Annotated in this window: 13 protein-coding genes; 6 read left to right on the forward strand and 7 right to left on the reverse strand. The window is 35.6% G+C overall.

The genetic code is table 11. The features are described 5' to 3' along the window. From F6K27_RS19325 to F6K27_RS19335, 3 genes are all read right to left on the reverse strand, one after another. On the reverse strand, nucleotides 1-1234 hold a 1234-nt coding region (locus F6K27_RS19325), incomplete at its 3' end, for an NAD(P)/FAD-dependent oxidoreductase (protein WP_287300904.1). Between the two features lie 214 nt (nucleotides 1235-1448). After that, a complete protein-coding gene (gene ggt, locus F6K27_RS19330; RefSeq protein WP_287277103.1) occupies nucleotides 1449-3224 on the reverse strand; it encodes a gamma-glutamyltransferase in 1776 nt (591 codons plus the stop codon). Between the two features lie 552 nt (nucleotides 3225-3776). Beyond that, entirely contained in the window at nucleotides 3777-4022 is a 246-nt protein-coding gene (locus F6K27_RS19335; protein WP_287277102.1) for a hypothetical protein, read from the reverse strand. A 401-nt stretch (nucleotides 4023-4423) separates the two neighbouring features. On the opposite strand from F6K27_RS19335, the gene pgsA reads away from it, so the two are divergent. Both pgsA and F6K27_RS19345 read left to right on the forward strand, forming a co-directional pair. Beyond that, on the forward strand, nucleotides 4424-4942 hold the full coding sequence (gene pgsA, locus F6K27_RS19340) for a CDP-diacylglycerol--glycerol-3-phosphate 3-phosphatidyltransferase (RefSeq protein ID WP_124146349.1): 519 nt from the start codon (nucleotides 4424-4426) through the stop codon (nucleotides 4940-4942). A gap of 678 nt (nucleotides 4943-5620) precedes the next feature. Beyond that, on the forward strand, nucleotides 5621-7549 hold the full coding sequence (locus tag F6K27_RS19345) for an ABC-F family ATP-binding cassette domain-containing protein (protein WP_287277100.1): 1929 nt from the start codon (nucleotides 5621-5623) through the stop codon (nucleotides 7547-7549). A 1138-nt stretch (nucleotides 7550-8687) separates the two neighbouring features. Here F6K27_RS19345 and F6K27_RS19350 read toward each other — a convergent pair. Next, nucleotides 8688-11165: a putative PEP-binding protein gene (locus tag F6K27_RS19350; RefSeq protein ID WP_287277099.1), complete on the reverse strand. Its 2478-nt coding sequence runs from the start codon at nucleotides 11163-11165 to the stop codon at nucleotides 8688-8690. A 356-nt stretch (nucleotides 11166-11521) separates the two neighbouring features. Between F6K27_RS19350 and F6K27_RS19355 the strand changes: the two genes are divergently transcribed. The 3 genes from F6K27_RS19355 (at nucleotide 11522) to F6K27_RS19365 (ending at nucleotide 19292) form a co-directional block, all read left to right on the forward strand. Beyond that, a complete protein-coding gene (locus tag F6K27_RS19355; RefSeq protein WP_124146346.1) occupies nucleotides 11522-12271 on the forward strand; it encodes a ComF family protein in 750 nt (249 codons plus the stop codon). 1741 nt (nucleotides 12272-14012) lie between these two features. Further along, nucleotides 14013-16517: an alpha/beta hydrolase gene (locus F6K27_RS19360; protein ID WP_287277098.1), complete on the forward strand. Its 2505-nt coding sequence runs from the start codon at nucleotides 14013-14015 to the stop codon at nucleotides 16515-16517. Between the two features lie 1089 nt (nucleotides 16518-17606). Continuing rightward, nucleotides 17607-19292: an alpha/beta hydrolase gene (locus tag F6K27_RS19365; protein WP_287284372.1), complete on the forward strand. Its 1686-nt coding sequence runs from the start codon at nucleotides 17607-17609 to the stop codon at nucleotides 19290-19292. A gap of 462 nt (nucleotides 19293-19754) precedes the next feature. Here F6K27_RS19365 and F6K27_RS19370 read toward each other — a convergent pair whose 3' ends face one another. Together F6K27_RS19370 and F6K27_RS19375 are read right to left on the reverse strand one after the other, a co-directional pair. Continuing rightward, nucleotides 19755-20708 (reverse strand): hypothetical protein, encoded by a 954-nt coding sequence (locus F6K27_RS19370; protein ID WP_287277095.1) that lies wholly within the window; start codon nucleotides 20706-20708, stop codon nucleotides 19755-19757. A 51-nt stretch (nucleotides 20709-20759) separates the two neighbouring features. Beyond that, a complete protein-coding gene (locus tag F6K27_RS19375; protein WP_287277093.1) occupies nucleotides 20760-21935 on the reverse strand; it encodes a pentapeptide repeat-containing protein in 1176 nt (391 codons plus the stop codon). Nucleotides 21936-23160: 1225 nt separating this feature from the next. Between F6K27_RS19375 and F6K27_RS19380 the strand changes: the two genes are divergently transcribed. Then, complete coding sequence (locus F6K27_RS19380) at nucleotides 23161-24954, forward strand: WD40 repeat domain-containing protein (RefSeq protein ID WP_287277092.1); 1794 nt, start codon at nucleotides 23161-23163, stop codon at nucleotides 24952-24954. Nucleotides 24955-25130: 176 nt separating this feature from the next. Here F6K27_RS19380 and F6K27_RS19385 read toward each other — a convergent pair whose 3' ends face one another. Next, entirely contained in the window at nucleotides 25131-25553 is a 423-nt protein-coding gene (locus F6K27_RS19385; RefSeq protein ID WP_287277091.1) for a hypothetical protein, read from the reverse strand. Between the last annotated feature and the right edge of the window lie 990 nt (nucleotides 25554-26543).

The following is a 26543-nucleotide window of genomic DNA, read 5'->3' on the forward strand; positions in this document are numbered from 1 at the left end:
ACATCACCTCAGCTCGTTGTTGCTTTTGTTGTGCATATTCTTGACTCTTTCTATCCATACCATGCCAAAATTTATAAGGTTCATTTCCTGGAGTATAAACATGAATAACGTGCTTACCAGGTGGTGCAACAGTAGTATCTATCAAAGATGGAATAGATACCAACACAACATTTTGAGGTGCATCTATCTCATCCCAATGATTGACAATAATATGGTGACACGCTAAGTCTGGTTTGATGTCTGTAGCATCAATACCTAAATGTAAGTGCATAAAACTATTACATTCCGGTGTCTGTTGTCGTTGTTCTCGAAAAGATCTTGGCACTGCACTTTCTGGCAATAATTTTAAAGTATCCCAAATAGAAGCATTGGATATTACTGCTTCCTTTGCTCTAATTTCTGTTCCATTTCTTAAACCCACACCAACAGCGCGCCCATTTTTAACTAATACCTCTTCCACATGAGCATTCAACATCAATTGACCACCGTGACGTTTTAACCCACGCACCAAAGCATCAACTATTGCTCCACTGCCACCAATAGGATAATCAAGTACAACTCCTGGTCGATACCATTCGGCAAACATAAATGCAACTTCGGCAGCACTTGTACCATTTGCAGGCAAACCTGAAAGTAGGAAACAGAGTAAGTTAAGCCAGTTATCAATAAAAGGGTCTGTGATAACATTTTCCATAATTTGGGAAAACGGTCCTGTTAACTTACCAACGTTGAAAATGTGTTTTGCCATACCAGGTAGAAACTGCCCCATGGTCATTATTGCTCCTAAGTCAAAACGGAGAGAAGCTGGTGGAATAGCGATCGCTGCTTCTGCAAATGGAGCCATAACTTTTTGGAGTTTACGCCATTCTGTTACAGCACTTTCTCCTCTCAATTTTCGGAGAACATCACAAAATTGGTCTGCTCCTACGGAGGTATTAAAGTCACCTTCTGGCAAACAACAACCCCAAGTGTCGTAGGTTACACAGGGGACTGTTTCGTCGATAGCATCCAAAACTTGCGCTAGTGGGTTGGTAGAGGGACGATAGGATAGACCAGAATGTAAAGATGGTCCAGAATCAAATTTAAAGCCCTGATATTCAAAACTATGAGCAGCACCTCCAGCAATAGAGTGACTTTCGCAAACTATGACATCAAAACCATAGCGCGCTAGTAAAGCGGCACAACTGAGGCCACCAATTCCACTACCAATTAAAATTACATCAGTTTGAGACATTTTCTTTGGGTAAATTTTTAACTTCTTTGATTTTATTTAATTGAGTTTTTCACATATTTGGAAAATTATTTAGGGTTTGCTGAAAAAGTCTTATGGGCGAGAGTAGGAGTTAGGATAAATGGGAATTACAGAGGATGTAGTTCAAATCCCAAACTCCCCACACTCCCTTCCATATCCGTATATCCGTGCCATAATCCGTGTGAGCCACACTCCCTCACTCCCCCACTCTCACCTCTCCTTCTCCACGAGGATCTGCTGCCGCTTCCAACATCCCATTTTCATCCACCACAACTACATTTGCATTTCCCCAACCATCGCGCATTTCAATATTATGTCCTCGCTGTTTCAATTCATTCACAGTTGCTTCACTAAACCCTCCCGTTTCCAAAAGTAATCTATCTGGCAACCATTGATGATGAAAACGAGGTGCAGATACAGCTTCGGCAGCATTCATTTGATACTCCAGCACATTTAAAACTACCTGCAACACTGTAGTAATAATTCTACTTCCTCCTGGAGAACCAGTTGCCATAATTAACCGACCATTCTGTGTCACAATAGTAGGAGTCATACTTGACAAAGGGGTTTTTCCTGGAACGATCGCATTTGCCTCACCTCCCACTAGACCATATAAGTTTGGCACTCCTGGGGCGGCAGCAAAGTCATCCATCTCATTATTTAATAATATTCCTGTACCACTCGCTACTACTCCAGCACCAAAGCTACCATTTATTGTATATGTCATACTAACAACTTTGCGCTCTCGATCCACTACGGTTAAATGAGTAGTATCTGGAGATTCCCAAATATAACGCTCTAGAGTTTCTGGTGAAGCGGGTTGTACTTCAGTGGAGGATCTGACTTGTTGGAGATTAATATTTTGACGTTGTTGTTGAGCATAACTAGGACTGGTTAATTCTCTGACAGGTACTTGTACAAAATCTGGATCTCCTAAATATTGGGAGCGATCAGCATAAGCAACCCGCATTGCTTCAGTCAGTAAATGGATAGTATCAGGATTTTTATTGCCCCACTGTTGCAAATTAGTTTCGCCGACAATATTTAATATTTGCAGTAGATGAACTCCCCCAGATGATGGTGGCGGCATGGCGCAAATTTCCGCTTGTCGAAAGTTGCCACAGATAGGTTGACGCCAAATTGGTGTATAATCTTTCAAGTCTTCTAATGTTATTAAACCTCCATTGGCAACCATATCATTAGTGATCGCTTGAGCAATTTGGCCTGTATAAAAGCTTTGTGGATTTTTTGCAATGGTTTCTAAGGTTTTGGCTTTATCCTTTTGAATTAGTAAATCTCCTGACTGATATGCTTTTCCATCTTTTGTAAATATTTCTCTTGCTGCGGCATTTTTGTTAATGATCTCTAAATGTTTTTCTAATTCATTAACGAAGCGATCGCTTACTTCAAAGCCATTCTGAGCATAGCTAATAGCTGGTTGTAATAATTCTGACCAAGATAATTTTCCATAGTATTCATGAACAGTATATAACCCCGCAACAGTTCCAGGTACTCCTACTGCTAAATGTCCATCTAAACTTGCTCTTTTTTCGATTTCTCCTTGTGAGTTAAGGTACATATTTTGGGTTGCTGCTTTGGGCGCTCTTTCCCGAAAATCTAATGCTTGAATTTTATACTGTTTCTGAATTTCAGGATTTTCTGGGGGAGTTCCTAATAGTAAAAAACCACCCCCACCAATACCTGCGGAAAATGGCTCTACTACTGAAATAGCGAAGGCAGTAGCAATGGCTGCATCTACTGCATTTCCGCCTTTTTGCAGAATTAATTTTCCTGCTTCACTGGCTAAGGGATGAGCTGATACTACTATACTTTGTTTACTGCGTTTTAATTCTGCTATAGGTGTTACAGATTTTGGAGAGTTTTGAGTACATCCAAATAGTGAAATTGAAATAGTGAGACAAGTGAATAAGAGTATTTGGCTTTTCGTTTTAAGTAATGAAATCTGAAGCATTTAGCAATTATATAAAATTTATTCTAATTTATAGCAGAAGGAAGAAGGAAGAAGTAAGAAAGAAGAAGTAAGAAAGAAGAAGGAAGAAGACCTTTAGTTATTTAGGCAATTAGACATCTGGTAAAAATCAAAAATAAAATCAATTATTGTACAGAAATTCTCAGTTATTTCCACCTCCATACCTATTTCCTATTCCCTATTCCCTCTTTTCTGGAGATGTTTATTGGTTATCTACCAGAGAAGAAAAAGACTTGGGTCGTCTGAGTTTTGAGCTTTTGAGCTTTTGATATGTCTTAACCTTTCCTTCCACTGCTATATTCAATTTTTGACCTCTTCTCAATACCAAGACTATCCTTTGGCATGAGATGTGCGACTCGTTGGCCTAAAAGTTAGCTAAAATGTTTAGTATAATAGGCCATCTGATAGAAATCCAGCAGAGCTGTTACGCTTTCAAACAGGATTCAGTATTATTCCATAATTCTGTTCCTGATTCAACAATTAATAATTAATAATTACTTTTCTTAAAAATGACCGTTTTTATCTCAATAATAATTAGGATGCTTCACTATCTTCATCAAACAATTCTTTCAATTCTGTATCGAAAGTTTGCAGGACATCATTCAATTCAGCCTCTGGACAAGATCTAATTAATACATCAAAAACATCTAGCAACTTTGCGGCAGTCTCTCCTAAAGTGGGACTCATTCCCCAAACATCTTGCACCCAATCTTTAGGACGTTCCTTGTCAAAAATTAATCGTTCTAATAATTGCTTTGCTTCTTCTTTTGATACAGACATAATTATAATTTGAATCAGTGAAATTAATCTCAATAATTGTATAACAGAAGGAAGAATAAAGGGAGATGGGGGTATGGGGAGATGGGGAGATGGGGAGTGTGGGAAGAAATATATATCTTCAAATAACTATTCCCTATTCCCTTTTTCATCTAAATATTAGGTGGTAGATAACTTTTTTTGAGCTACAACCTAACTTAATAATTTTAAATAAATAAAACTTTTTGGCGTTGGTTATTTGAGGTATGATATCTTGTCCGCATAAGAGCGCTAACAAAAACTTTCTCTTCTACTACTCTTTCTTCTTATTTCTTCCCTCCTGACCCCTAAAGAATTAAGATTAATATCAAACACTAATTCAGCAACGCCAAATTTTTTAACAATTAACAATTACCACAATATTTATGAATATACCTAATTGGATTACCTTTTCCCGTCTTCTGGGAATACCTTTGATTCTTTACATTCTGAAAACTCCTACTAATCAGAATCTTTGGATATGTTTAGTAATATTTTTAATTGCTTCAGTGACAGATTTTTTAGATGGTTATTTAGCACGAAAACTTAATCAAGTCAGCGACCTAGGTAAATTTTTAGATCCTTTGGCAGATAAGTTATTAGTATTAGCACCTTTATTAGGATTAATTGAATTAGGAAAAGTACCAGCATGGGGAGTATTTTTAATTCTAGGTAGGGAGTTAACTATAGCTGGTTGGCGTGTTAATCAAACACAAATTTCAGGAGCTAATATTTGGGGAAAATTAAAAACAGTAAGTCAAATTATTGCTATTTCTTTGTTAATTGCCCCCTTACCTGAATTTTGGGCAACTCCGGCTATAATTATGTTTTGGATAGCTGTAGCTTTAACAATAGTTTCAGGAATAATTTACTTATGGCCTAATCAAGAAGTTAGTAATAGTTGAAGAAGGTTTTAGGTTGTAGGTTTTATATATAATCCGGTTATATAATATATATTGATAATTCTGTAATTACTTTAATATTCAATTTCCCCTACTTCTTTAAGAAGTCAGAAGGCGCGAAATTATATAGAATCTGGTTATATATTATATGTTGATAATTTCTTAAATTACTTCAATCTCCCCCACTCTCCCACTCCCCTACTCCCCTACTCCCCTACTCCCAAATATATGAATAGTTGAAGTATGTTTTAGGTAGTAGGTGCTAGAGTATAGCAATGTTAATTTTTGACTTTTGACTTTTGACTTTTAACTTAAAAATAGTGTAGCAATGTTAATTTTTGACTTTTGACTTTTGACTTTTGACTTAAAAATAGTGTAGCAATGTTAATTTTTGACTTTTGACTTTTGACTTTTAACTTAAAAGTAGTGTAGCAATGTTAATTTTTGACTTTTGACTTTTGGCTTTTGATTTAAAAAAAGAATCCGGTTATATAATATATGTTGATAATTCTATAATTACTTCAATCTCTCCTAATTAATTTTTGACTTTTGACTTTTAACTTAAAAATGTTAATTTTTGACTTTTGACTTTTGGCTTTTAACTTAAAAATGTTAATTTTTGACTTTTGACTTTTGACTTTTGACTTAAAAATTTTTAACTTTTAACTTTTAACTTAAAAAATGAGTATATTCACACTTCAATCAGTAAAAAAAGACTTTGGCATCAAAGAAGTTTTAAGAGATGCTAACTTCAGTTTAGATACCAATGATAAAGTTGGTTTAATTGGTATAAATGGTTCTGGAAAATCAACCCTATTAAAAATGATTGCTGGTTTAGAACCTATAGACGGTGGTCAAATTTTGATTAATCAAAATGCCAGAATTATTTATTTGCCACAACAACCTGATTTAGATGAAAATAATACCGTATTAGAACAAGTTTTTTCTGATAGTGGAGAACAAATGTTACTGGTACGGGAATATGAAGAATTATCGGAAAAATTAGCCCATCACCCTGAAGATAATCGACTAATGGCGCGTTTTTCTGAAGTAACTCACGCCATGGATAATACCAATGCTTGGGAATTAGAAACAAAGGCAAAAATTATCCTCAGCAAATTAGGAATTCAAGATTTTGATGCCAAAGTTGGTAATTTATCTGGGGGTTATCGTAAACGTATTGCTTTAGCAGCAGCTTTACTTTCTGACCCTGATGTTTTGTTAATGGATGAACCAACAAACCATCTAGATGCTATGTCTGTAGAATGGTTACAAAGTTACTTAAATAGTTTTTCTGGAGGAATTTTATTAATTACTCACGACCGTTATTTTCTCGACAGAGTTACTAATAAAATTATTGAAATAGACCGGGGCGACCTTTTTACTTATACTGGAAATTATTCTTACTATTTAGAAAAGAAGGCTTTAGCTGAAGAATCAGTAGTTAGTTCTCAACGTAAACATCAAGGAATATTACGCCGGGAATTAGAATGGTTGAAGCGAGGACCTAAAGCTCGTAGCACTAAACAAAAAGCCAGGATTCAACGTATAGAAGAAATGCAAGGAACTGAGTTTAAACAAGCTTTAGGAAAAGTGGATATTTCTACTCCTGGTCGTCGAATTGGTAAAAAAGTTATTGAGTTAGAAAATGTTTGTAAATCCTACGATAGTAGAACTCTAATTAAAGATTTTACTTATGAATTTATTCCCGAAGATAGAGTCGGAATTATTGGTGGTAATGGGGTGGGAAAATCTACCCTAATGGATATTATTACAGGTAGAATTAAACCTGATTCTGGCAAAGTAGAAATTGGTGGGACAATACATATAGGATATTTTGACCAACATTCAGAAAATTTGTTGGATGCTATGAATGAAAGTCAACGGGTAATTGATTATATAAAAGATGTGGCAGAGTATGTAGAAACTGCTGATGGTACTCAAATTAGTGCTTCTCAAATGTTGGAAAGATTTCTATTTCCTGGTAATCAACAATATGCTCCTGTATATAAACTTTCTGGAGGAGAAAAAAGACGATTATTTCTGTTGAGAGTATTGATGAGTGCGCCGAATGTTTTGATTTTGGATGAACCTACTAATGATTTAGATGTACAAACTTTGGCAGTTTTAGAAGAGTATTTGGAAGAGTTTAATGGTTGTGTAATTGTTGTTTCTCACGACCGTTATTTTCTTGACAGGACTGTAGATAGAATTTTTGCTTTTGAAGGAGTAGGAAATTTACGACAGTATCCAGGAAATTATTCTCTTTATATAGATTATAGAGAAGTAGAAGCAGCAACAAAAAAAGCTGTGGCAGTTGGAGAAAAGTCTAAGGAAATTTCAGTTAAGCAAAAAAAATCAGAAAGGGTTTCTTGGGATAAGAATAGGCAAAGAAAATTATCGTCAAAAGAAAAGCGAGAATATGAGAATTTAGAGAAAAAAATTGCTCAGTTAGAAGCGGAGAAGGCAAAGACTGAAAATGAACTTTATAATGCACCACCAGGAGAAGTAAGTGAAGTTCAAAAACTCCATGAAAAAGTAGAAAGTTTAGAAAAAGAAATAGATACTGCCACAGAAAGATGGTTGGAATTGGCAGAAATAAATTCTTAGGGGAGTAGGGGAGTAGGGGAGTGGGGGAGTGGGGGAGTAGAGGAGTAGGGGAGTAGTAAAAATAATAATAATTAATGCTAATAGTTCATAAAAATATATACCTACCACCTAGCACCTGATTCTGATATTTTCCCGACTCTTCCCATCTTCCCTTATCTGAAAATTATCTTTTTGTTTATCGGTTTAATGTTCTAGTTCACCAGGGATATAAATATGGTTGATGAGTCGGAAAATTCTGATAGACCAAATTCTCCCGACTACTTCTTCAGCGCTGAAAAAATATATACATATCACCTATCACCTTCTTCTAATATTTTCCCGATTCTCCTCATCTTCCCCTGATCTGAAAATTATCTTTTTCTTTATCGGTTTGCTGAAAAAATATATACCTACTACCTAGCACCTTGTTCTGATATTTTCCCGACTCTCCTCATCTCTCCTTGTCTATATAGGTTTAATATCTCAGCTTCACCCGCGATGTAAATATGGTTGATGAGTCGGAAAATTCCTATATACCAAATTCTCCTGACTACTTGTTCAGTGCTGACAAAATATATACCCACCACTTAGCACCTGATTCTGATATTTTCCCGACTCTTCCCATCTTCCCTTATCTGAAAATTATCTTTTTGTTTATCGGTTTAATGTTCTAGTTCACCAGGGATATAAATATGGTTGATGAGTCGGAAAATTCTGATAGACCAAATTCTCCCGACTACTTCTTCAGCGCTGAAAAAATATATACCTACCACCTAGTACTTTCTTCTGATATTTTCCCGATTCTCCTCATGTTGCCTTTTCTCAAAATTATCTTTTTCTTTATCGGTTTAATGTTCTAGTTCACCAGGGATATAAATATGGTTGATGAGTCGGAAAATTCCTGAAGACCAAATTCTCCCGACTACTTCTTCAGTGCTGAAAAAATATATACCTACCACCTAGTACTTTCTTCTGATATTTTCCCGATTCTCCTCATGTTGCCTTTTCTCAAAATTATCTTTTTCTTTATCGGTTTAATGTTCTAGTTCACCAGGGATATAAATATGGTTGATGAGTCGGAAAATTCCGATAGACCAAATTCTCCCGACTACTTCTTCAGTGCTGAAAAAATATGTACCTAACACCTAAAACCTATCACCTAAAACCTACTACCTAAATTATTAATTTGAGCTGCTTCTAAAATCAAACGTTGTTCCGCACGAGCAATTGAATTATAAGTTTTATCCACAGCATCAACATTCACAGAAATAGAAGTAATACCCCACCGGATTAAATTATCTATTATTTCTGGATATAAAGCAGGAGCATCACCACAAATAGAACAAGGAATACCAGAAGTTTTAGCCTGAGAAATTAATTGTTGAATGGCTCTCATTACTGCTGGTTGACGAGTATCAAAAGCACTTGCCATTTGTTCTTCTTCTCGATCTACACCTAACAATAATTGAGTTAAATCATTAGTACCAATAGCAATACCCCGAACTCCAGCTTTGACATATTCAGGTAGTAAGAATAAAACTGATGGTATTTCTGCCATAATCCAAATTTGGAAATGATTGGGTCGATTTTCCCATTTAGTTTGAATGCGATTCTGACAAAATTGAAATTCTTCTACAGAACGTACAAATGGTAAGATTAAATGAACGTTAGTATAACCCAATTCATATACTTGAGATAAAATATCTATTTCTAAATCTAGTAAACTTGGTTCTAGCATATAACTGAATGTACCATGTCGTCCTAGTATAGGATTAGAATAATTAGTCCGATGATTATGAAGATTTGCCTCGGTCTGGTTATCTTGGTTTCCAGAATAATTAGTTATAAATTCTTCTGGAATTTTAGTAAATATTTTTTCCCGATCGCTAGAGTTAAATAATGCTAAATCAAGAGAACGATAAAAGACTGGTTTTGGAGTAAAAGCTGCAGCAAATTGACTAAGTTTCTTCACCATTAGAACGACTAATTCTGATTGACGGCCTTGTTGTATCCACCATAAAGGATGATGATTTTCTAACAGTTCGATCGCCATTAACTCTGACCGTAATAATCCTACTCCATCTATCTGTGAATCTGGAACTTTTTTAATTGAATTAATTTGACTGAGATTAACGAACAGTTTAGTTCCTATTGGCGGTAAATTTTGATTTTTCAGAGAATTTTCTACTACTGGCATCTCAAGTTTATGAGGATCATAATTATCTTCTTTTGCTAGATATATTGCCCCATTATTACCATCAATTAATATATGGTCGCCTGTTTTAATTATATTGGTAGAATTAGTCGCTCCTACAATAGCAGGAATCCCAATTTCTCTAGCTAAAATTGCAGCATGACTTGTGATGCCACCCTGTTCAGAAATAATTCCAGAAACTTTTTTCAGTAATGGTAAATAACTCGGAATAATTACAGGGACAACTAAAATTGCTCTGTCAGGAAATTCTTCTACTTCTGGAGGAATATTTTTAATAACTATAGCTTTAGCTGTTACTTTTCCTGATGATGCTACTATGCCTTTGACAATAGGATGTTCAGTATTAGGAATAGATATTGATTTTTCTTCTTTTGCTGATTGTGGCAATTTTGCCAAAATTTTATCCTCTTGTGGAAATCTTTCAAAATCTGTGATTAAGAGTTCAATTTTTGCATCATTAGACCTTTGAGAAAAACTCCATTTTACTCCGAAATTAGTACCGATACTATTGACTATACCCTGAGTTAATTGAATTAATGATTGTAATTGCTTTTCCTCTAAAACAAATTCTTTTTGTATTTTTTCTGGCAATAAAAAAATTTGCAGTGCTGCTAAAGTTTTGGGAAAAGGAATTTGAGTATGATAATTTCCTTGCCATGTATCTGTATCGCTCACTTTAACAATTCTTGCATCAGGGTTATAAACGATAGTTTTATTACCTAATTTCTTGTTTTCTACGGTGCAATTTTCAGCAGAAATAATATAAGAATCAGGTATAACTTGTCCCAGTTCAATAGATACTCCTAAACCATGAGTTGCTTGAATTTCCCAACTATTAGTAAAAGCTTTAATATTTCCCGAAGCGATCGCTGACTGTACGGGTTGTACTATAACTACTGGTTGAAGTTGTGGAATTTCAACTTGCTGACTATGCCAATATAATAAACTTTTAGCATTAAATATTTCTGCCCAAGCTTGTTTAATTCCTGGGACAAACTCTTTCGGTATAGCTTGACAAATTATTGGTTCTAATATGCCTAAAGTTTTTAGGCGAGGAGATGCTAAGACAAGCTGAAAAATTAATACTTCGGCATTGAGATTTTTAATCGCAGACTCTAGAGATAAAAATAAGTCTGATGGTAAATCAGTAGATGCAATATTGTAGTTAATTGATTGAGAAATTTGTTGTAATTGCTGATAGTTATTGACATTAAAATGCAAGGCATAATTGGGGAATTCAAGTAATAATGGGTCAGACCAATCAATACATTGTAAAAATTGCCAAAAACTATTTGCCGGAATGACAAAACCAGAAACAATTGGATAACCTTGCTCCATGAGATGAGCTAAATAAAAAGCTCTTTCTCCCACTGTTTTCCAGTCTGAGGATTTAATTTTATCTAGCCAGTAAAACTTATGCACAAAACTATTGATTTGCTGACATCAAATGTTAAAAGTAATAGTAGTCTCTAGATTTACCTAGTTGCTCAGTATCCAACATCTTTTTACCTAACTCTAATTCTATAATTCTATCAGTAAATAATTTTGTATCAGAGTAATAGTAAATTATTAACAGATAAACATAAGAAACTATAGCAATCAGGAATCAGATGTGATAATTGAGGTGTTACTTTAAAGCATAGAATATAGTTATTCTTTATGTCTTCATTTCTTCCCTATTTCCTATTCCCTATTCCCTAAAACAAAAGTCTACAATATCTCACAACTAAAATTATATTGCTATATTTAATATTTTAGACTTTTTAAAGGTTTTCACAATGATTAAATTTCTCTGGAAAAAAATACTTAAACCATTTCTGAATATATTTCTTAAGTATAACTGTCCTCTTTGTCAGAGACCAGCAGACAGAGAGTTCTGTAAATATTGCGAAAGACAAGTTTGGCAATGTCAATTTCCTCATGGAGGACAAACATTTCCCGGAAAAATTCCAGTATTTATCTGGGGCGAGTATAAAGATAGTCTCAAACGAGCGATCGCTGCCATGAAATATCAGGATAACCCACAAATAGCAATACCTTTGGGACATTGGTTAGCGGATGGATGGTTAAATTCCCCAGTTTCCAAAAGGCAAGTAGGGACAACAACTCTTGACAAAATCGTCGTTGTACCCATTCCGATGCACAAAAAAAAGCTGAAAGAGCGAGGTTTTAATCAAGCGGAATTATTGGCAAAAAGCTTTTGTGAATTGACTGGTTTGCAGTTACGGCGAAATGGCCTGGAAAGAGTGAAGCAGACCCAAGCATTATTTGGTTTGTCCAGGGGAGAGAGGTTGAAAACGGTTAAGGATGCTTTTACTGTAGGGAAAGATTTCCGCAGGAGTCGTCCCCGTAGTTTAGTGTTGTTAGTAGATGATATTTATACAACAGGTGCAACGGTGAATTCTGCAATTAAGGTTTTGCAGAAAGCAGGTATTAAAGTTGTGGGAGTTTTAGCGATCGCGACTACTAGAAAACCAAGTCCTCATATCGTTTCACTCAAGTCAAAAGTCAAAATTCAAAAATCATAAGTCAGAAGTTAAAAGTCAGAAGTGATATTTTAGGTACTTAAAACTTTTACTATACAGTAATTTCAGCTTATTATTTGACTTCATTTGACTTCATCAGTTACCAACTATTTGTGACATTTTTTAAGTGAATTGGTATCAGAAACCACGGTTATAGCGCTACGCGCAAGTCAAAAGTCAGAAGCTAGAAGTTATCCCTGACTAACTTTGAGCATTTATAAATGTCTGCACCCCATTTGCGTAGTGCTATAAAAAGTCAGAAAGTGGTGAAAAAACCTAGTCTCCAAAATCAGAATGAGGCTAAATATAGGGGGTGGTTTGAGTTAAGTTAGGTTGGAAATATTATGTTTATATTTACTAAGGAGGAGTTAGGAGGGAAGAAGAAGGAAGAGGAGAAGAAAGTTTTTCTAACTAATTAAATGGACAGAATATTAAACCTCGTTCTTAATGGTAAAGTCTTAAATCTTTGTAGTTCATTTACCTAAAAAAGGATATGAGTGTTTTTTAGAGAAAAAATTTTGACAATAAATAGGTAACTAACGAACCTTTTAGGGAGGTCGCACCGTTGTTATCTGCTGTAGTAAATATTTATCTAAATATTCTTGATATAAATATAGGAATCCTAAATTGGTTGTGAAAATTTTTATAATAGTTAATCTGAACTGAAAACTTTTAAAACTCTGTAGGTTGCCAATCCGAAGATTCTCCTACCTGACTCCTAACTGCCATCAAAATATTACAATTTAAATAGGATTGCTTATAGTCAATATTTACACAAAGACACAATCTTATAGCAATTTATCTAAAAACAATTATCTAAATCAAAAAAGTAGTTTTTAGGTAAGCATTTCCTCCGGAATGCTGCGCAAACAGCAGTCAGCTATCAGCTTTATTACTTTTAGTGGGCAATTTAAGCTAGTTGTTCTTGTGCTTCAATTCTTTGCTTAAAATTGTAGTAGAAGTTAAGCAAATACTTGGTTCATTCATTAAAAAACTGTTTGCGTAGCATTCCGCAGGAAGAGCTGACCACTAATAGCTGAATGCTTACCTTTTTAGTTACTTACTTTTTTGATTTATTGATCAATCAAGAAAAAAATTAAGAGCGCACAATAGATCAGATATTATTTTCATCAAGCTGCTTTTTTATTAATTGATTTTTTACAAGATTTAACCACAGTCCATTTTCCTGTTGTCGGGTCACAATATACTTTAAAAGGGTTAGATTTAAGTGATTTATAGCTATTTTTAGGCTCCATAGTGTACTCCTGATTTTTTGATATATATCACTACGCAAATAGGACACAGACTTTTCTCTGCTTCCTACTTCCGGACAACCAAAATTTTCGTCAAACGCCAAAAAATGTAGTGCTATATTATTATAGTTTCAAAAAAATTACTAATACTACATTTTTAAACAAAGAATTGAAGAATAAGACAATGAGCTTAAATTGTCCACTAAAGGTCATTTCAGTTATCAGTACCTCTGCAATAAGGAGGCAAGAAAATGCGGAATTCTCTTTTCTCTTGGTCGATTAGATATAGCGAGGAAACCTGCTCTTATCAGAGATGCTCCGAATTGCGCCATCTCTCGACCGCTTTTTATCCCCTTAAAAGCGGAGACTTTAGACCACGATTTTTCAGTAATAAAGCTGATAGCTGATAGCTGATAGCTAACCGCTGAATGATTACATTAATACATTGTTCTGAAGTTAAGAATATTTGAAGTTTTTGGTGATTTAAAAATATGAGTAAAAAGCCTAGAAAATTAAAATTTTTTTTGACAACCACTCTAGTAATAGCATCGGTCGTTAGCTTTGATTTTTTGCAAGATATATTCAAACCAAAACCAGTTGATGCTGCTGAAAGGATAGTATTTAAAGTTCCGAATTTCACAGATTTATATATGTCTGTAGATTCTCTAGAAGTCTTTGCTAAAGAAGGAATAATTAGTAATGATTTTGCCTTTTATGCTGCTTTTATGGAAGAAGAAGATTTGGCAAATTTGCAGAAAGTATTGCAAAAACGTTTTGACATTCCCCCTGAATTAATTTCTCGTCTGACAAATATGGCAATGGGAGAAGATTTTCTCAAATATTTTGGTCAGTTAGTACAAATTAACCCCGATATTAATGGTTATGATGCGATAAGAACAGCTTTAATAGAAGCTGCATCAGATCCAGAAGAAGGATTTACTATTATCAATGTTATTAAAAAATTTCCCGCAGAAACAATCAGAATAAGTACAAATTTTTTATCTGAGTTTTCTAATGAGTTAACTACTTTTAATGAGTATCGAGATACTTCAGTTACAGCAATTATTGAACAGACAGAAAAACAAGTTGCTACAGACCCAAAAATTGATTATTCTCAACTTGCAGATTTGAGTAAACCAGGTCCCTATAAAGTCATCAAAAAATCTATTAGTTTTGAAATAAGTGGTTTACGCCAAACTTACACAGGTTTAGCAGGTTCTTATAACCTTGAAGCTGATATTTATTTACCCGCAGGAATTTCTCAACCAGTACCATTAGTAGTCTATAGTCATGGTTTTGGAGCTGAGAAAAAAAGTATTCTTTTAGCAGAACATTTAGCATCTTATGGTATTGCATTAGCTGGTGTAGAACATTTAGGTAGTGACTTAGCATATCGCCAATCTTTTTTAAAAGGAGAAGTTGATATAGATATTAGTCCTATTGAATATCTTAGCCGACCATTAGACCTGAGTTATTTATTAGATGAACTGGAAAAGTTAGTTGAAACTGACCCTGACTGGAAATCGAAACTTGACCTAAATAAAGTAGGTGCATTGGGAAATTCTTTTGGTGCAACAACAGTCTTATCTTTAGGAGGTGCAAATATTAATTTGCCCAGATTAAATCAAGAATGTGACCCGGAAAATTTGAGTTTAAATATATCAGTATTATTGCAATGTCGTGCCAATTATTTACCTCCTTCAAACTATCAGTTAAGAGACCCTCGCATCAAAGCAGTTTTTGCTTACTTTCCTCTAACAAGTGTAGTTTTCGGACCTGAAGAAATGAGAAATATTTCTGTTCCTACTCTAATGATGGGAGGTAGTCACGATCTTCTCACCCCAGGAATAGAAGAAGATGTTCATCCTTTTATTTGGATGGATAACTCAGATAAATATTTAGCTTTTTTGGTTCCGGGAACTCATTTTTCTACCAGCACTTTAATACCTGGTTTGCCTGAAATATTACAGGGACCGACACCGGAAGTCGGACAGTATTATCTCAAGAATTTGAGTGTAGCTTTCTTTAAAAAATATCTAGATAATCAATCAGAATATGAACCATATTTAACTGCTTCTTATGGCAAAGTTATGAATAAAGATTCCCTAAGTTTGAATTTAATTCAATCTTTAAAAGCACAACAATTAGAAACTGCTTATGGTAATTCTCCACCAAAACCGATCGTACCTCCAACTGTTACTGCTCAAGTTCCTAAAAGACAAGAAAGTATCTTAGAAGAAATTCAAAGAACAGGAGTAATGAAAGTAGCAATGAGAAGAGACGCTACTCCTTTTGGTTATGTAGATAATACCGGAGAATGGGCTGGTTATTGTGAAGATATAATTGATGTTTTTGCTAAAAAAATTGCTCAAGAATTGAAAATTTCCACTGGAGTTAAAGTAATAAAAATTCCATCGAATCTAGAAAATCGTTTTCAGTTAGTTCAGAATGGTAATGTACATTTAGAATGCGGTCCAAATACTATTAGAGATGATGTGAGAAATGTGGCTTTTTCTAATCCTTTCTTTGTCACAGGAACTAATTTTTTAGTTGCTAAAGACACAGAAATAAATCCTAACAGTAATTTAGCAGGAGTTCAAACAGGTGTCTTGAGAAATACTACTACAGAAAAATTTATTCAAACACAATATCCTGAAACTGAAGCCATTTATTTTGAAGGTAATACAGGGGTGAATCAAGCTGTAAAATCTTTAGCTAAAGGAGAAATTCAGGCTTTTGTTAATGATGGAATTTTATCTATCGGGGAAGTAGTCAGGCAAAATTTAGATATTAATAATTACAAGTTAGTTCCAGAAAAACCTTTAACCTGTGATTTTTATGGGATGATTATTCCGAATAATGACCCAGAATGGCAAAATAAACTTAACTCTTTTATTGATGGCGATAAATCTCAACCCATTGATGAAAAATGGTTCAAAAAGTTGTTTCCTTATCAGTTAGAAAATCTAGATTATTGCGTGAATCATAAAAAGTAATTTCAGTTATAAGTTATCAGTTATAAGTTATCAGTTATAAGTTATCAGTTATCAGGTAAGCATTTCCTCCGGAATGCTGCGCAAACAGCAGTCAGCCATCAGCTATCAGCTATTGCTTTTAGTTTAGGATAAAAGCTTTATTAATTGTCTTACTACAAAAGTTGCTTTCCTTACTCTTAAAGTCAGTTGTTAATTTAAATACTGTTCTTAAGGAGAGAATCTTGTTGCTGATAGCTGACAGCTAATATCAGTTTTATAAATCTTTGCTACAAATATTTAGGTTACTGCTTAGGAGTCAGGAGACAGGAGTCAGGAGTCGTATGGGGATAGGTTTGATACCATTTTTTATGTAGTAATTTATCTTTTTCGTCCAATAGATATTTTCTATAAATTACTTTAATATTGCTTACTATATGTAAAATTATTTTTTCAAAATGGTATAATATCTGAATGCTTACCTTATCAGTACCTCTGTAATAAGGAGGCTTGAAATATGGAATATTCTCTTTTCTCTTAGTTTACTGGATATGGCACCTAGCCATCCCTCAACCGCTTTTTATCCCCTTAAAAGGCTATGCTTTATAAACACCTTTCTTAAATAAAATTTGATAAAATAGACAAGTTATGTATTGGCATTTGAGAGGATTTTTGCGGATAAAAAGTGCATTGAAAAATACATTTTTTTGATAACTTAAGTAGGGCTTGCTGATTAAATATCAAAGCATTTACGGATATTTATTTTAGCATTTTTTTGTCGAAAAAAGTGCAAGCTTTTCAGTCTAAAAAACTCAAAAAGATAGTATTTTGGGATGATTATGGCAGAAAAATCAAGGGACAATTTTTCTGACTACCTCCTAATTAATTCCCCTAATTCCTGAATTCTGAATTCAGAATTCTGAATTCTGAATTCAGAATTCTGACTCCTACCCCTACCACTTATACTTTATTCAGCAAACCCTAAGTAGTTTTGCTTACCTATCTATACTCTTTCTCCCTTCTCCCCTGCTCCCTACTCCCCACAAGGTTTTCAGAAGTTCCTTATCAGGGATAGCTTAAAAGGGGAGGTTTTAAACCTTAATTATTCGGTAAATGAGTAGCAAAATTAAGCCTGATTTTTCCATCAAACGTCAGAGAAAAACTAAAAAAAGGATGTTTTTATGGTTACTGTCCCTCGTCTTAGTAACCACATCACTTGTGCTAGTAAATTTCTCAGCTAAAGCAGCAGAACAGATTCATTTTAATTACGGTTTGCTGAAAATTTCTGTATCTCTCACTGCTTTAGAAACTTATGCTGAAACAGGTAAAGTTGAAGATGATTTAAAGTTATATTTCCTATTGATAGATGCAGAAAATCAGCAAAAACTGAGAAATGTACTCCAATTTAATCTGAATATTAATCCCATGCAACTTGCTCAAGGTTTGTATTCCCCTATGGGAGAAAAATTACTCCAATATTTAGGAGAAATGATTCAAACTCAAGGTAGAAATAATGGAGCGATCGCTCTGAGAGAGGCTTTAATTAAAACTGCGAAATCTCAAGATTTTACACCTATCAATGTTTTGCAAAACTTTCCGGGAGAAGTACAGTTTAATATTCGGAAAATTCTGGCAGTAAATCGAGAATTTTCTGCCTTACTTGAAGATACAGAAAAACTACTTAAAGAAGTTAAACAAATCACATTAACCGCTGCTTCTACAGAAGAAAAAATAGATTTTTCCACATTGCCAGACTTACGCCAACCAGGCAATATTTCCTTCTATCAAGAAACTCTAACCCTCAACGATAAAAGTCGTAACCGCCAATTTCTAATTAATCTTTATTTACCATCTAACCAAACACAAACTCAAACTATTCCACTAATTATTCTTTCCCCTGGTTTAGCAGCAAAACTTAGTCAATGGCAACATTTAGCCATACATTTAGCATCTCATGGTTTTGCCGTAGCAAAAATACAACATCCAGGCAGTGACTTTAATCATTTTCAAGCTTTTCTAGAAGGAAAAGAAACAGAAATATTTCAACTCAGAGAATTTATTAATAGACCCCTAGATATTACCTATTTATTAGATGAACTTGAACGTCGCAATAAACTTCAATATCAAGGAAAACTAAACCTAAAAAATGTCGGCATGGCAGGTCAATCTTTTGGTGCTTATACAACATTAGCTTTAGCAGGAGCAAAAATTAATTTTGCACAACTAAAACAAGATTGTTTACCCCAAATTAAATCTTTAAATCCTTCCTTATTTTTACAATGTCGTGCTTTAGACTTACCTCAACAAAATTATGATTTACGAGATAAAAGAATTAACTCAGTATTAATTATGGACCCGGTAAATAGCAGTATATTTGGTAAATCTGGTTTAAGTCATATTAATATACCGATTTTGTGGGTTGCTGGTAGTGAAGACCAATTAACCCCCGTAGTAATAGAACAAGTTTACCCCTTTACTTGGTTGCCAGTAAAAGAAAAGTATTTTATGTTGACAAAAGGAGCAAAACATCTCGATTTTAATATTACTGAAATTCAAAATGTAGAATCTGTAGATGATGACTCTTTAAATCAATTAGTTAGTGCCAGTTCCCCAGTAATTAAATCTTATATTGATGCTTTTAGTCTGGCATTTTTTCGGGCATATCTAGAGAATAATTCTGATTATTTAGATTATTTAAACTCCTCTTATGCTGTAGCTATTAGTGAAGAACCTTATACCCTTGGTTTTTTGTCTGATTTGACAGTAGAAAAGTTAATTCCAGCTTTAGTTAAAAATTAGGAAAAAATCCAGTAGGGTGTGTTAGCGTAGCGTAACTGAGCGAAACCCTATATCTATTGTCAATGCGTAATATCATGTCCGGTTGAATAGTTATAATTAAACCTCGTAGTTGTGCTTGAGCAAGAAGATAGATATTTCAAAGGCTCAAGCCCAACTACAAACAAAAACTTTTTTATCACTAATTATCCAGAAATAGTATTATATCATGTCCGTAAGCATGAGCTTTTTAGACCTAAAAGCTTGCACTTTATTTTGACCAAAAAAAGCACTTGCCTTTATTTATAAATGCTTTGATAGTTAATCAACAAGCCCTAATTATCAAAATAATTGGGTCTAAAACCCCACCTTTTAAGGCGAAATATTTTTGGAGGCTTGCTCAAATCCCATATTTCCCCTCCTGGGAGGGGTTAGGGGTGGGTTAACTTCTAACTTTTGACTTTTGACTTCTAACTTTTGACTTCATTAAGGTTCCCTGAAACCCTGAAAATCTGCGACTAAAACATTAGCAACTGGATGGTTAATAGCCTCTTTAAAAGCTTCCGTTCCTCCTGACTTCAACGCACCTATTACCCGTTGTTTTAATGTAGGGTTATTTTCGACAATTTCAATAGCTTGGGTAACAACTGCCATTTGACCTGCTGTAGTTTCTGTAGAATTTGACTGCTCTAATTGTTTGAGTAATTGCTGAATTTCTGCTGCTGTTTCAGCTAAAGTTTTTTGTTGAGCATTATTAATTATCGGAGCAAATGTTGTGTCTTGAATTTTTCCCTGTTTGTTACCAGCTACACCATAATTATCAGATTTTCCTTCCTTACCAGTCGCACCATAATTCTCAAAATTTCCTTCCTTACCAGCCACACCATAATTTTCTCCAATATCAATTTTATCTCCACTACTTTCTGACATTCTTGTATCTCCTTGATGACTATAATTTTCTGCATAAATATTTGGGCGTTGCATGGCAATATCTACCCAAGCTGCTAATCTTTGAATTTGTTTATCCTTCTCTGCCAAAAGTTGTTGAAATTCTTCCGGTGGCAGAGCTTCTGATTTATTATAAGTCTGAAAATATTCTTTGTGTAACTCCGAATGGTCAGCCTGGGGTGCAGTCTCAGTCCGCATTAAAAATCCCTGACGATTTTTGCCCCGTCTTTCCATCGAGACAATTTCCATTTCTGCCTCTGGGTGGTCTTCCCGTAACTTCTGAAATGAATATGCCACTATCCGTGGGTCTGCTTTTCCATTGTGATAGAGGTCGAGAGTTTCTACCATTGGGGTAATAAAATCCACAAATTCTCCATCCTCAAAATTTTTTTCCCAGTTGTCAGGCTTTCTCCGAGCGTTTGGGTTGAGACTTTCTTCCGGTGGAAGTTGCAGAAAGTCGGGGCGTTTGTCTGGAGGGAGACGCATACGCATAAAAATATAGTCGCATCGGATGCCATGGAGTTTTGTCTCGGCAGTTATACCTCAATCTTCTATGAAAGCTCCGGTTAAGGTTGCCCCGGTAAAGTCGGTTTGGTCTAGAAATGTTCCTACTAATTTGGCACACCAAAGATTAGCATCTTGAAAGTTGGCTGAGTTGAGATTAGCTTCTATGAAACTGGCATTAACTAGGTTTGCTCCCTGGAGGTTTGCTCCTTGGAGGTCTAGGCGATCGAAGTTTTGATTTTCACCTTGACCTGTTTTGACTAATTCTCTGACTTTGGCTTCCTGGAGATAGGTTTTTCCTCGTCTTACCCGATCAAGTTTTTCGGTATTTCTGAAGCAGGTGCGAATTAGGTTTGCTTTTCGGAAGTCTGTACTTTCAAGGGTCGCGTTAGAAAAGTTGGCATCGGTTAAATCTGCTTCTCGAAAGCAAGTACCACCTGTAGCTGCAAAGGCAATAGCTACGTTACGAATTAAGGTGTGCTTTTCGTCGCCTTTCATTGCTCGGTCAGCAATATAAAAAGTTAACAATATTGTGGGGAAGGCAAAAACGAAGGGCATGACTCCGGTGCAGGCGCAGGCAACAGCTTTGGCAGAGGCGGCCGCTCGGGCTCCAGCAAAAATTCCAACACAGGCGATTACCAAGGCAACCTCTCCAGCAGAGGCGACCGCGAATGCAACAGCTCCAGCAAAGGCTCCTGCTCCTGCTCCGGCCACGGCAAAAGCTCCAGCAAAAGCTCCTGCTCCTGCTCCTGCAACGGCACAGGCTCCAGCGTAGGCAAATACTACCGCGACGGCTCCTGCTCCAACAACTGCAACGGTTCCGGCTCCTAAACCAATCCCTCTAAAAATTACTACTATCCAGAAAACAATAAGCAGAATCAAGCTTATCCAACCACCAATCTGCTTTTCACTAGAGCTATAAAATATATATGATGTAATGTGTCCATTATAGGTACTCAAAAACCCTGACATCCCCGCCAAAATAAACACACCAACAAGCATAACCACTACCCAACGTTTTTGCAGCCCCGCCTTAGCCCCCTGAAAATTAGTACCTCGCAGAATTGCCCCTCGAAAATTAGTACCTCGAATATCTGCCCCACTAAAATCTGCTCCAGACAAATCTTCTCCCTTAAAAGACAGACCCCGAAGATTCGCTTCTTGGAAGTCTCGTCTACCTTTTTGATATTGCTGCAATATTTCACGGGCTTTCATATTGGTATTTCTCTAAGATGAGGAATTTAGTGGCAAGTGGGTAGATGCGCCAAAATTTTCTCCTAGTCTAACCTATATATTGTGGGAGATATTCTAGGTTTTGTGCTGGCCTTTCTCGTTGAGAAGTTCAAAATCAGGACTCAGCACCTTCTGACTTTATCTAAAATCTAAAAACTAAGACGTTGTAGTTATAATGAAAAGTCAATTAATGTAGAGTCGGGCGATCGCTATATTCTGAGTATGTCTCAAACCAAAAACTAAGACGTTATAGTTTTTCCACTACCGAAAGACCGAATCAACCAAAATATTGCTCTATTATTCTGAGTATGTCTCAAACCAAAAACTAAGACGTTATAGTTTTCGTACTACCGAAAGACCGAAGTTTGAATCAACAAAAATATTGCCCTATATTCTGAGTCTGTTTCAAACCAAAAACTAAGACGTTATAGTTTTCGTACTACCGAAAGACCGAAGTTTGAATCAACAAAAATATTGCCCTATATTCTGAGTCTGTTTCAAACCAAAAACTAAGACGTTATAGTTTTCGTACTACCGAAAGACCGAAGTTTGAATCAACAAAAATATTGCCCTATATTCTGAGTCTGTTTCAAACCAAAAACTAAGACGTTATAGTTTTACGGACAAGGAAAGACAGAAGTTGGAATCAACAAAAATATTGCTCTATAGTTAACCCACCCCTCGCCCCTCCCCCTCCCAGGAGGGGAAGTAGGGAATTTGAGCTTCGCTCCAAAAATATTTCGCCTTAAAAGGTGGGGTTGCGCGACCCAATTATTTTGATAAATAAATACTTATTACCAACTCAAGAAATTTTTTTTTGAAAATTCAAATAATTTGAGTATATAGCAAGGAACCAGTTGGTTAGGACATAGATTAATGATGAACCTTCAAGAATTAAGAATTTAGAATTACCTCTCCTTTAAAACGGATAGGATTGACTAATCATGAAATTTTTTCTTCTCTTGGTCGATTGGATATGGTTAGGAAACCCATCCATCCCACCCTACGGGAAGCTCCGCTAACGACCGCTTTTTATCCCCTTAAAAGGGGAGGCTTTATACCACAATTTTTCGGTAAGACAGAGAAATACTCTTCCCACTGTTGCCTGTTGCCTTGCCCTATAAAACTCTTGAGTGGCCCAACACTTTGTTAAATTGAAAATTGAGATAATATTTCTGTTATATCCCCCTATATTTGGCTGCTGAAAATGTACACTCACTCCAATCAATTGCAAGTAGTTTTACCTAGCTTAAAAGAAGCAGGAATTACTCAACGAATAGCCTTGGGACATATCTACAAAATCAAATTCCTGAATAACGATTTATTAGTAATCTGCGCCAGTGGTGGTACTAGCTTATACGATATTAATAATTGGCAACGGCTATGGGATATCGACTCCCCGGCAAAATGTGGCACAATAAGTGACGATGGTACAACACTAGCATTAGGTTGGGGTAAAAAAATTTATATTTGGGATTTACGCCAAAGGCAACTTTTACGAGAACTGCAAATACAAACTGACGATGATATAACAATAACTTGTATTGCCATTAGTTCTCAAGGTCAATTTCTTGCCTATGGAGATAATAAAGGTACTGTCAGGTTTTGGAATTTAGCATCGACAACAGAGACTCCAGCGATACAATTATCTTATTCTGAAGAAGAGTTAGAAGTAGTGAGTGTAGCGATCGCTGCCGATGGTAAATTTCTAGCAGCTACATTTATAGATATAGGTGATGTTACAGTCTGGGAAATAGCATCTGCAACTCAAGTAAAAATGATGGTAGGGGAAACAGACTTTCCTTCTAATTTTGTATTTTCTAGTCCAGACGGCAAATTAATTGTTTGCGGGAGTAATGGTTTACAAATATGGGATATGCTAGCAGGAACCGAGTCAAAATTTCTTGACTCATGGCATAACAATGCTGCTATTAGTTCTGACAGTCGCCTCCTAGCTGCGGATAATCAAATCTGGGAGTTGGCATCGCAAAGAAACATAGTCACATTACCCGGTCATCCTAATTACATTGGTAGTATTGCCTTTAGTCCTAATAGTGAATTTTTGGCTGCTAGCAGTTACGATCGAGTAAATATTTTAGAAATTCCATCGGGAAAAACGATGACAGTGCTGGAAACTCAAACAAATTTTTTGATCAAAAAAGTGGCTTTTAGTTCTGATGGAAAATTTCTAGCTATTGTCAGTCGTAATCAAATCCAATTATGGAATATCCTTTCTGGAAAAAATGTCGAAACAATAGTCTCAGATATGGAGTGGGTGCAAACAGTTACATCTAATAACTCAGATGATTATTGTTTTGCTTTTGGCAGTAGTCTGATTTCTGATGGCAACTTTAATCAGATTTGCTTGTGGAGAAATCAATCAGAAACCTATATTCAGATACCGCGAAATAGTTGCCCGAAAATTATTGCTATCAGTCCAGACCTAAAATTAGTAGCATTTATCAATTCAGAACATCATCTAAATTTATGGGAAATTGCATCAAAGCAAGTAGTCAAAAGTTTTTTGGGACATACAGACTATATTCAAAGTGTTGTTTTTAGTTCTGACGGTAAGTTTATGGTCTCTGGTAGCGATGATGGTACTGTGAGGTTATGGGATATTGCTTCTGAGACAGAAATCAATATTTTGGAGAGTCGCGTTAATTGCATAAGTAATGTTGCGTTCAGTAACGATGGTCAGTTTCTAAGCTTTAGTAGTTGTGAGCAAGTGCATTTATGGAATATGGTATCTCAGGATAAAGTTACAGTTTTAGAAGGATATGACAACTCAGTAGAGAGTGTTGCAATTAGTCCTGATAGTAGGTTTTTAGCTGCTGGAGATAGGGATGGTATTGTCAAGTTATGGGATACAAAATCAGCTACAGAAATTAAGGTATTGGCTGGACATACAGATGCTGTGAATGATATTGCTTTTAGTCCAGACAGTAAATTGATTGCGACTGGGAGTGAGGATGGAACAGTGAGATTATGGCAAATTTAGAAGATATAGCAGAAGGAAGAAGGCGTTTGGTTATCTAGGAGAGAGGGGAGAAGAGACGTTGCATAATTGCGGGATGATAATCACATTTGCACGTATCTGAAAATGTTGATAGATCAAAACAAATTTTTTGACACATATCAAAATCATCCTATGATGATGCAATGCCCAATTTTAATCTAAACCAAAATAAATTTTGACTTTAAACCTAAATGATAAGTAAGCTGTCTAATTTCTTGCTCGTATATAGGATTCATAATAATAATTATTTCTGGTTGATAATCTTTTAAAAATTCTGGAGAAACAATCTTTTGACCAGCTCCAGCAATATACATTCCTTGTTTGCGAGAATTTAGGTCTACAACATATTCAATATCATTATATTCTTTCAATAAATTTAAAAAAGTTACACCTTTTGAACCAGCACCCCAAACTACTACTTTTTGATGTTTTTTAGTTATTTCATCAAATTTTTGTTGCCATTTGTTAATTAATTGATTAAAAAGATGATTAAATTTAACAGCTCCATCACCAATATTTTCCACCTCAGAAATTATTTGACTTTCTTCCTTTGCACTTGTTGTAGCAGGAACAGCTTCCAAACATAAAAATTGCCCCTCAAAAGTTTCATAAACATCTTTCTTTTTTCTTATTACTTCTTGCTTCTTCTTTCTTCCCTCCTGACTCAGTCCTCCTGACTCCTCCGTCGTTTATTTATCAGTATTCAACCGGACATGATATAACCTCATATTTTGGCACAGTTACAGTTGAATTTATACTCAGCAGCAGTGAGCAAGTCTTTTTGAGCACTATAGCGCTGCGCGCAGGCAACAGGCAACAGGCAACAGGCAACCCACCCCTCGCCCCTCCCCCTCCCAGGAGGGGAATAAAAATCTGTTTGCGCAAGCATTCCGTAGGAATCATATAAGACTTTTAGCTATTGGACACCTCCTGTAATTTGTAAATATGCCAGCGCACATTGCTATATCAATACTTACTCAAGTTTTCTAACTTTTACATACTACATTTTGTCGTGCGGAATGTGGGATTTAAGGAACGTCCCTACTGTGGTCTACCGTGCAGGAAAACCGCTGTAATGCTGAGTGCTAGAGTTGGTAAACATACTGAGCAGTTCATTGAGGAATTGATCGTCAACACAGAAGGGAAAATTAACTCTAAACAATGGCATACTGATGATTGAGGAGGGTATGAAGGAGTTCTACCCCCATTGGTAGAACACATCATTGGTAAAGACCAGACACAGTAATTGGAAGGCACAAATGGAATTATCAGACTCAAGTTTTCTAACTTTTACATACTACATTTTGTCGTGCGGAATGTGGGATTTAAGGAACGTCCCTACTGTGGTCTACCGTGCAGGAAAACCGCTGTAATGCTGAGTGCTAGAGTTGGTAAACATACTGAGCAGTTCATTGAGGAATTGATCGTCAACACAGAAGGGAAAATTAACTCTAAACAATGGCATACTGATGATTGAGGAGGGTATGAAGGAGTTCTACCCCCATTGGTAGAACACATCATTGGTAAAGACCAGACACAGTAATTGGAAGGCACAAATGGAATTATCAGAC

Origin of the sequence: Okeania sp. SIO2F5 (assembly GCF_010692685.1) — a bacterium.
Classification (GTDB): Bacteria; Cyanobacteriota; Cyanobacteriia; order Cyanobacteriales; family Microcoleaceae; genus Okeania; species Okeania hirsuta.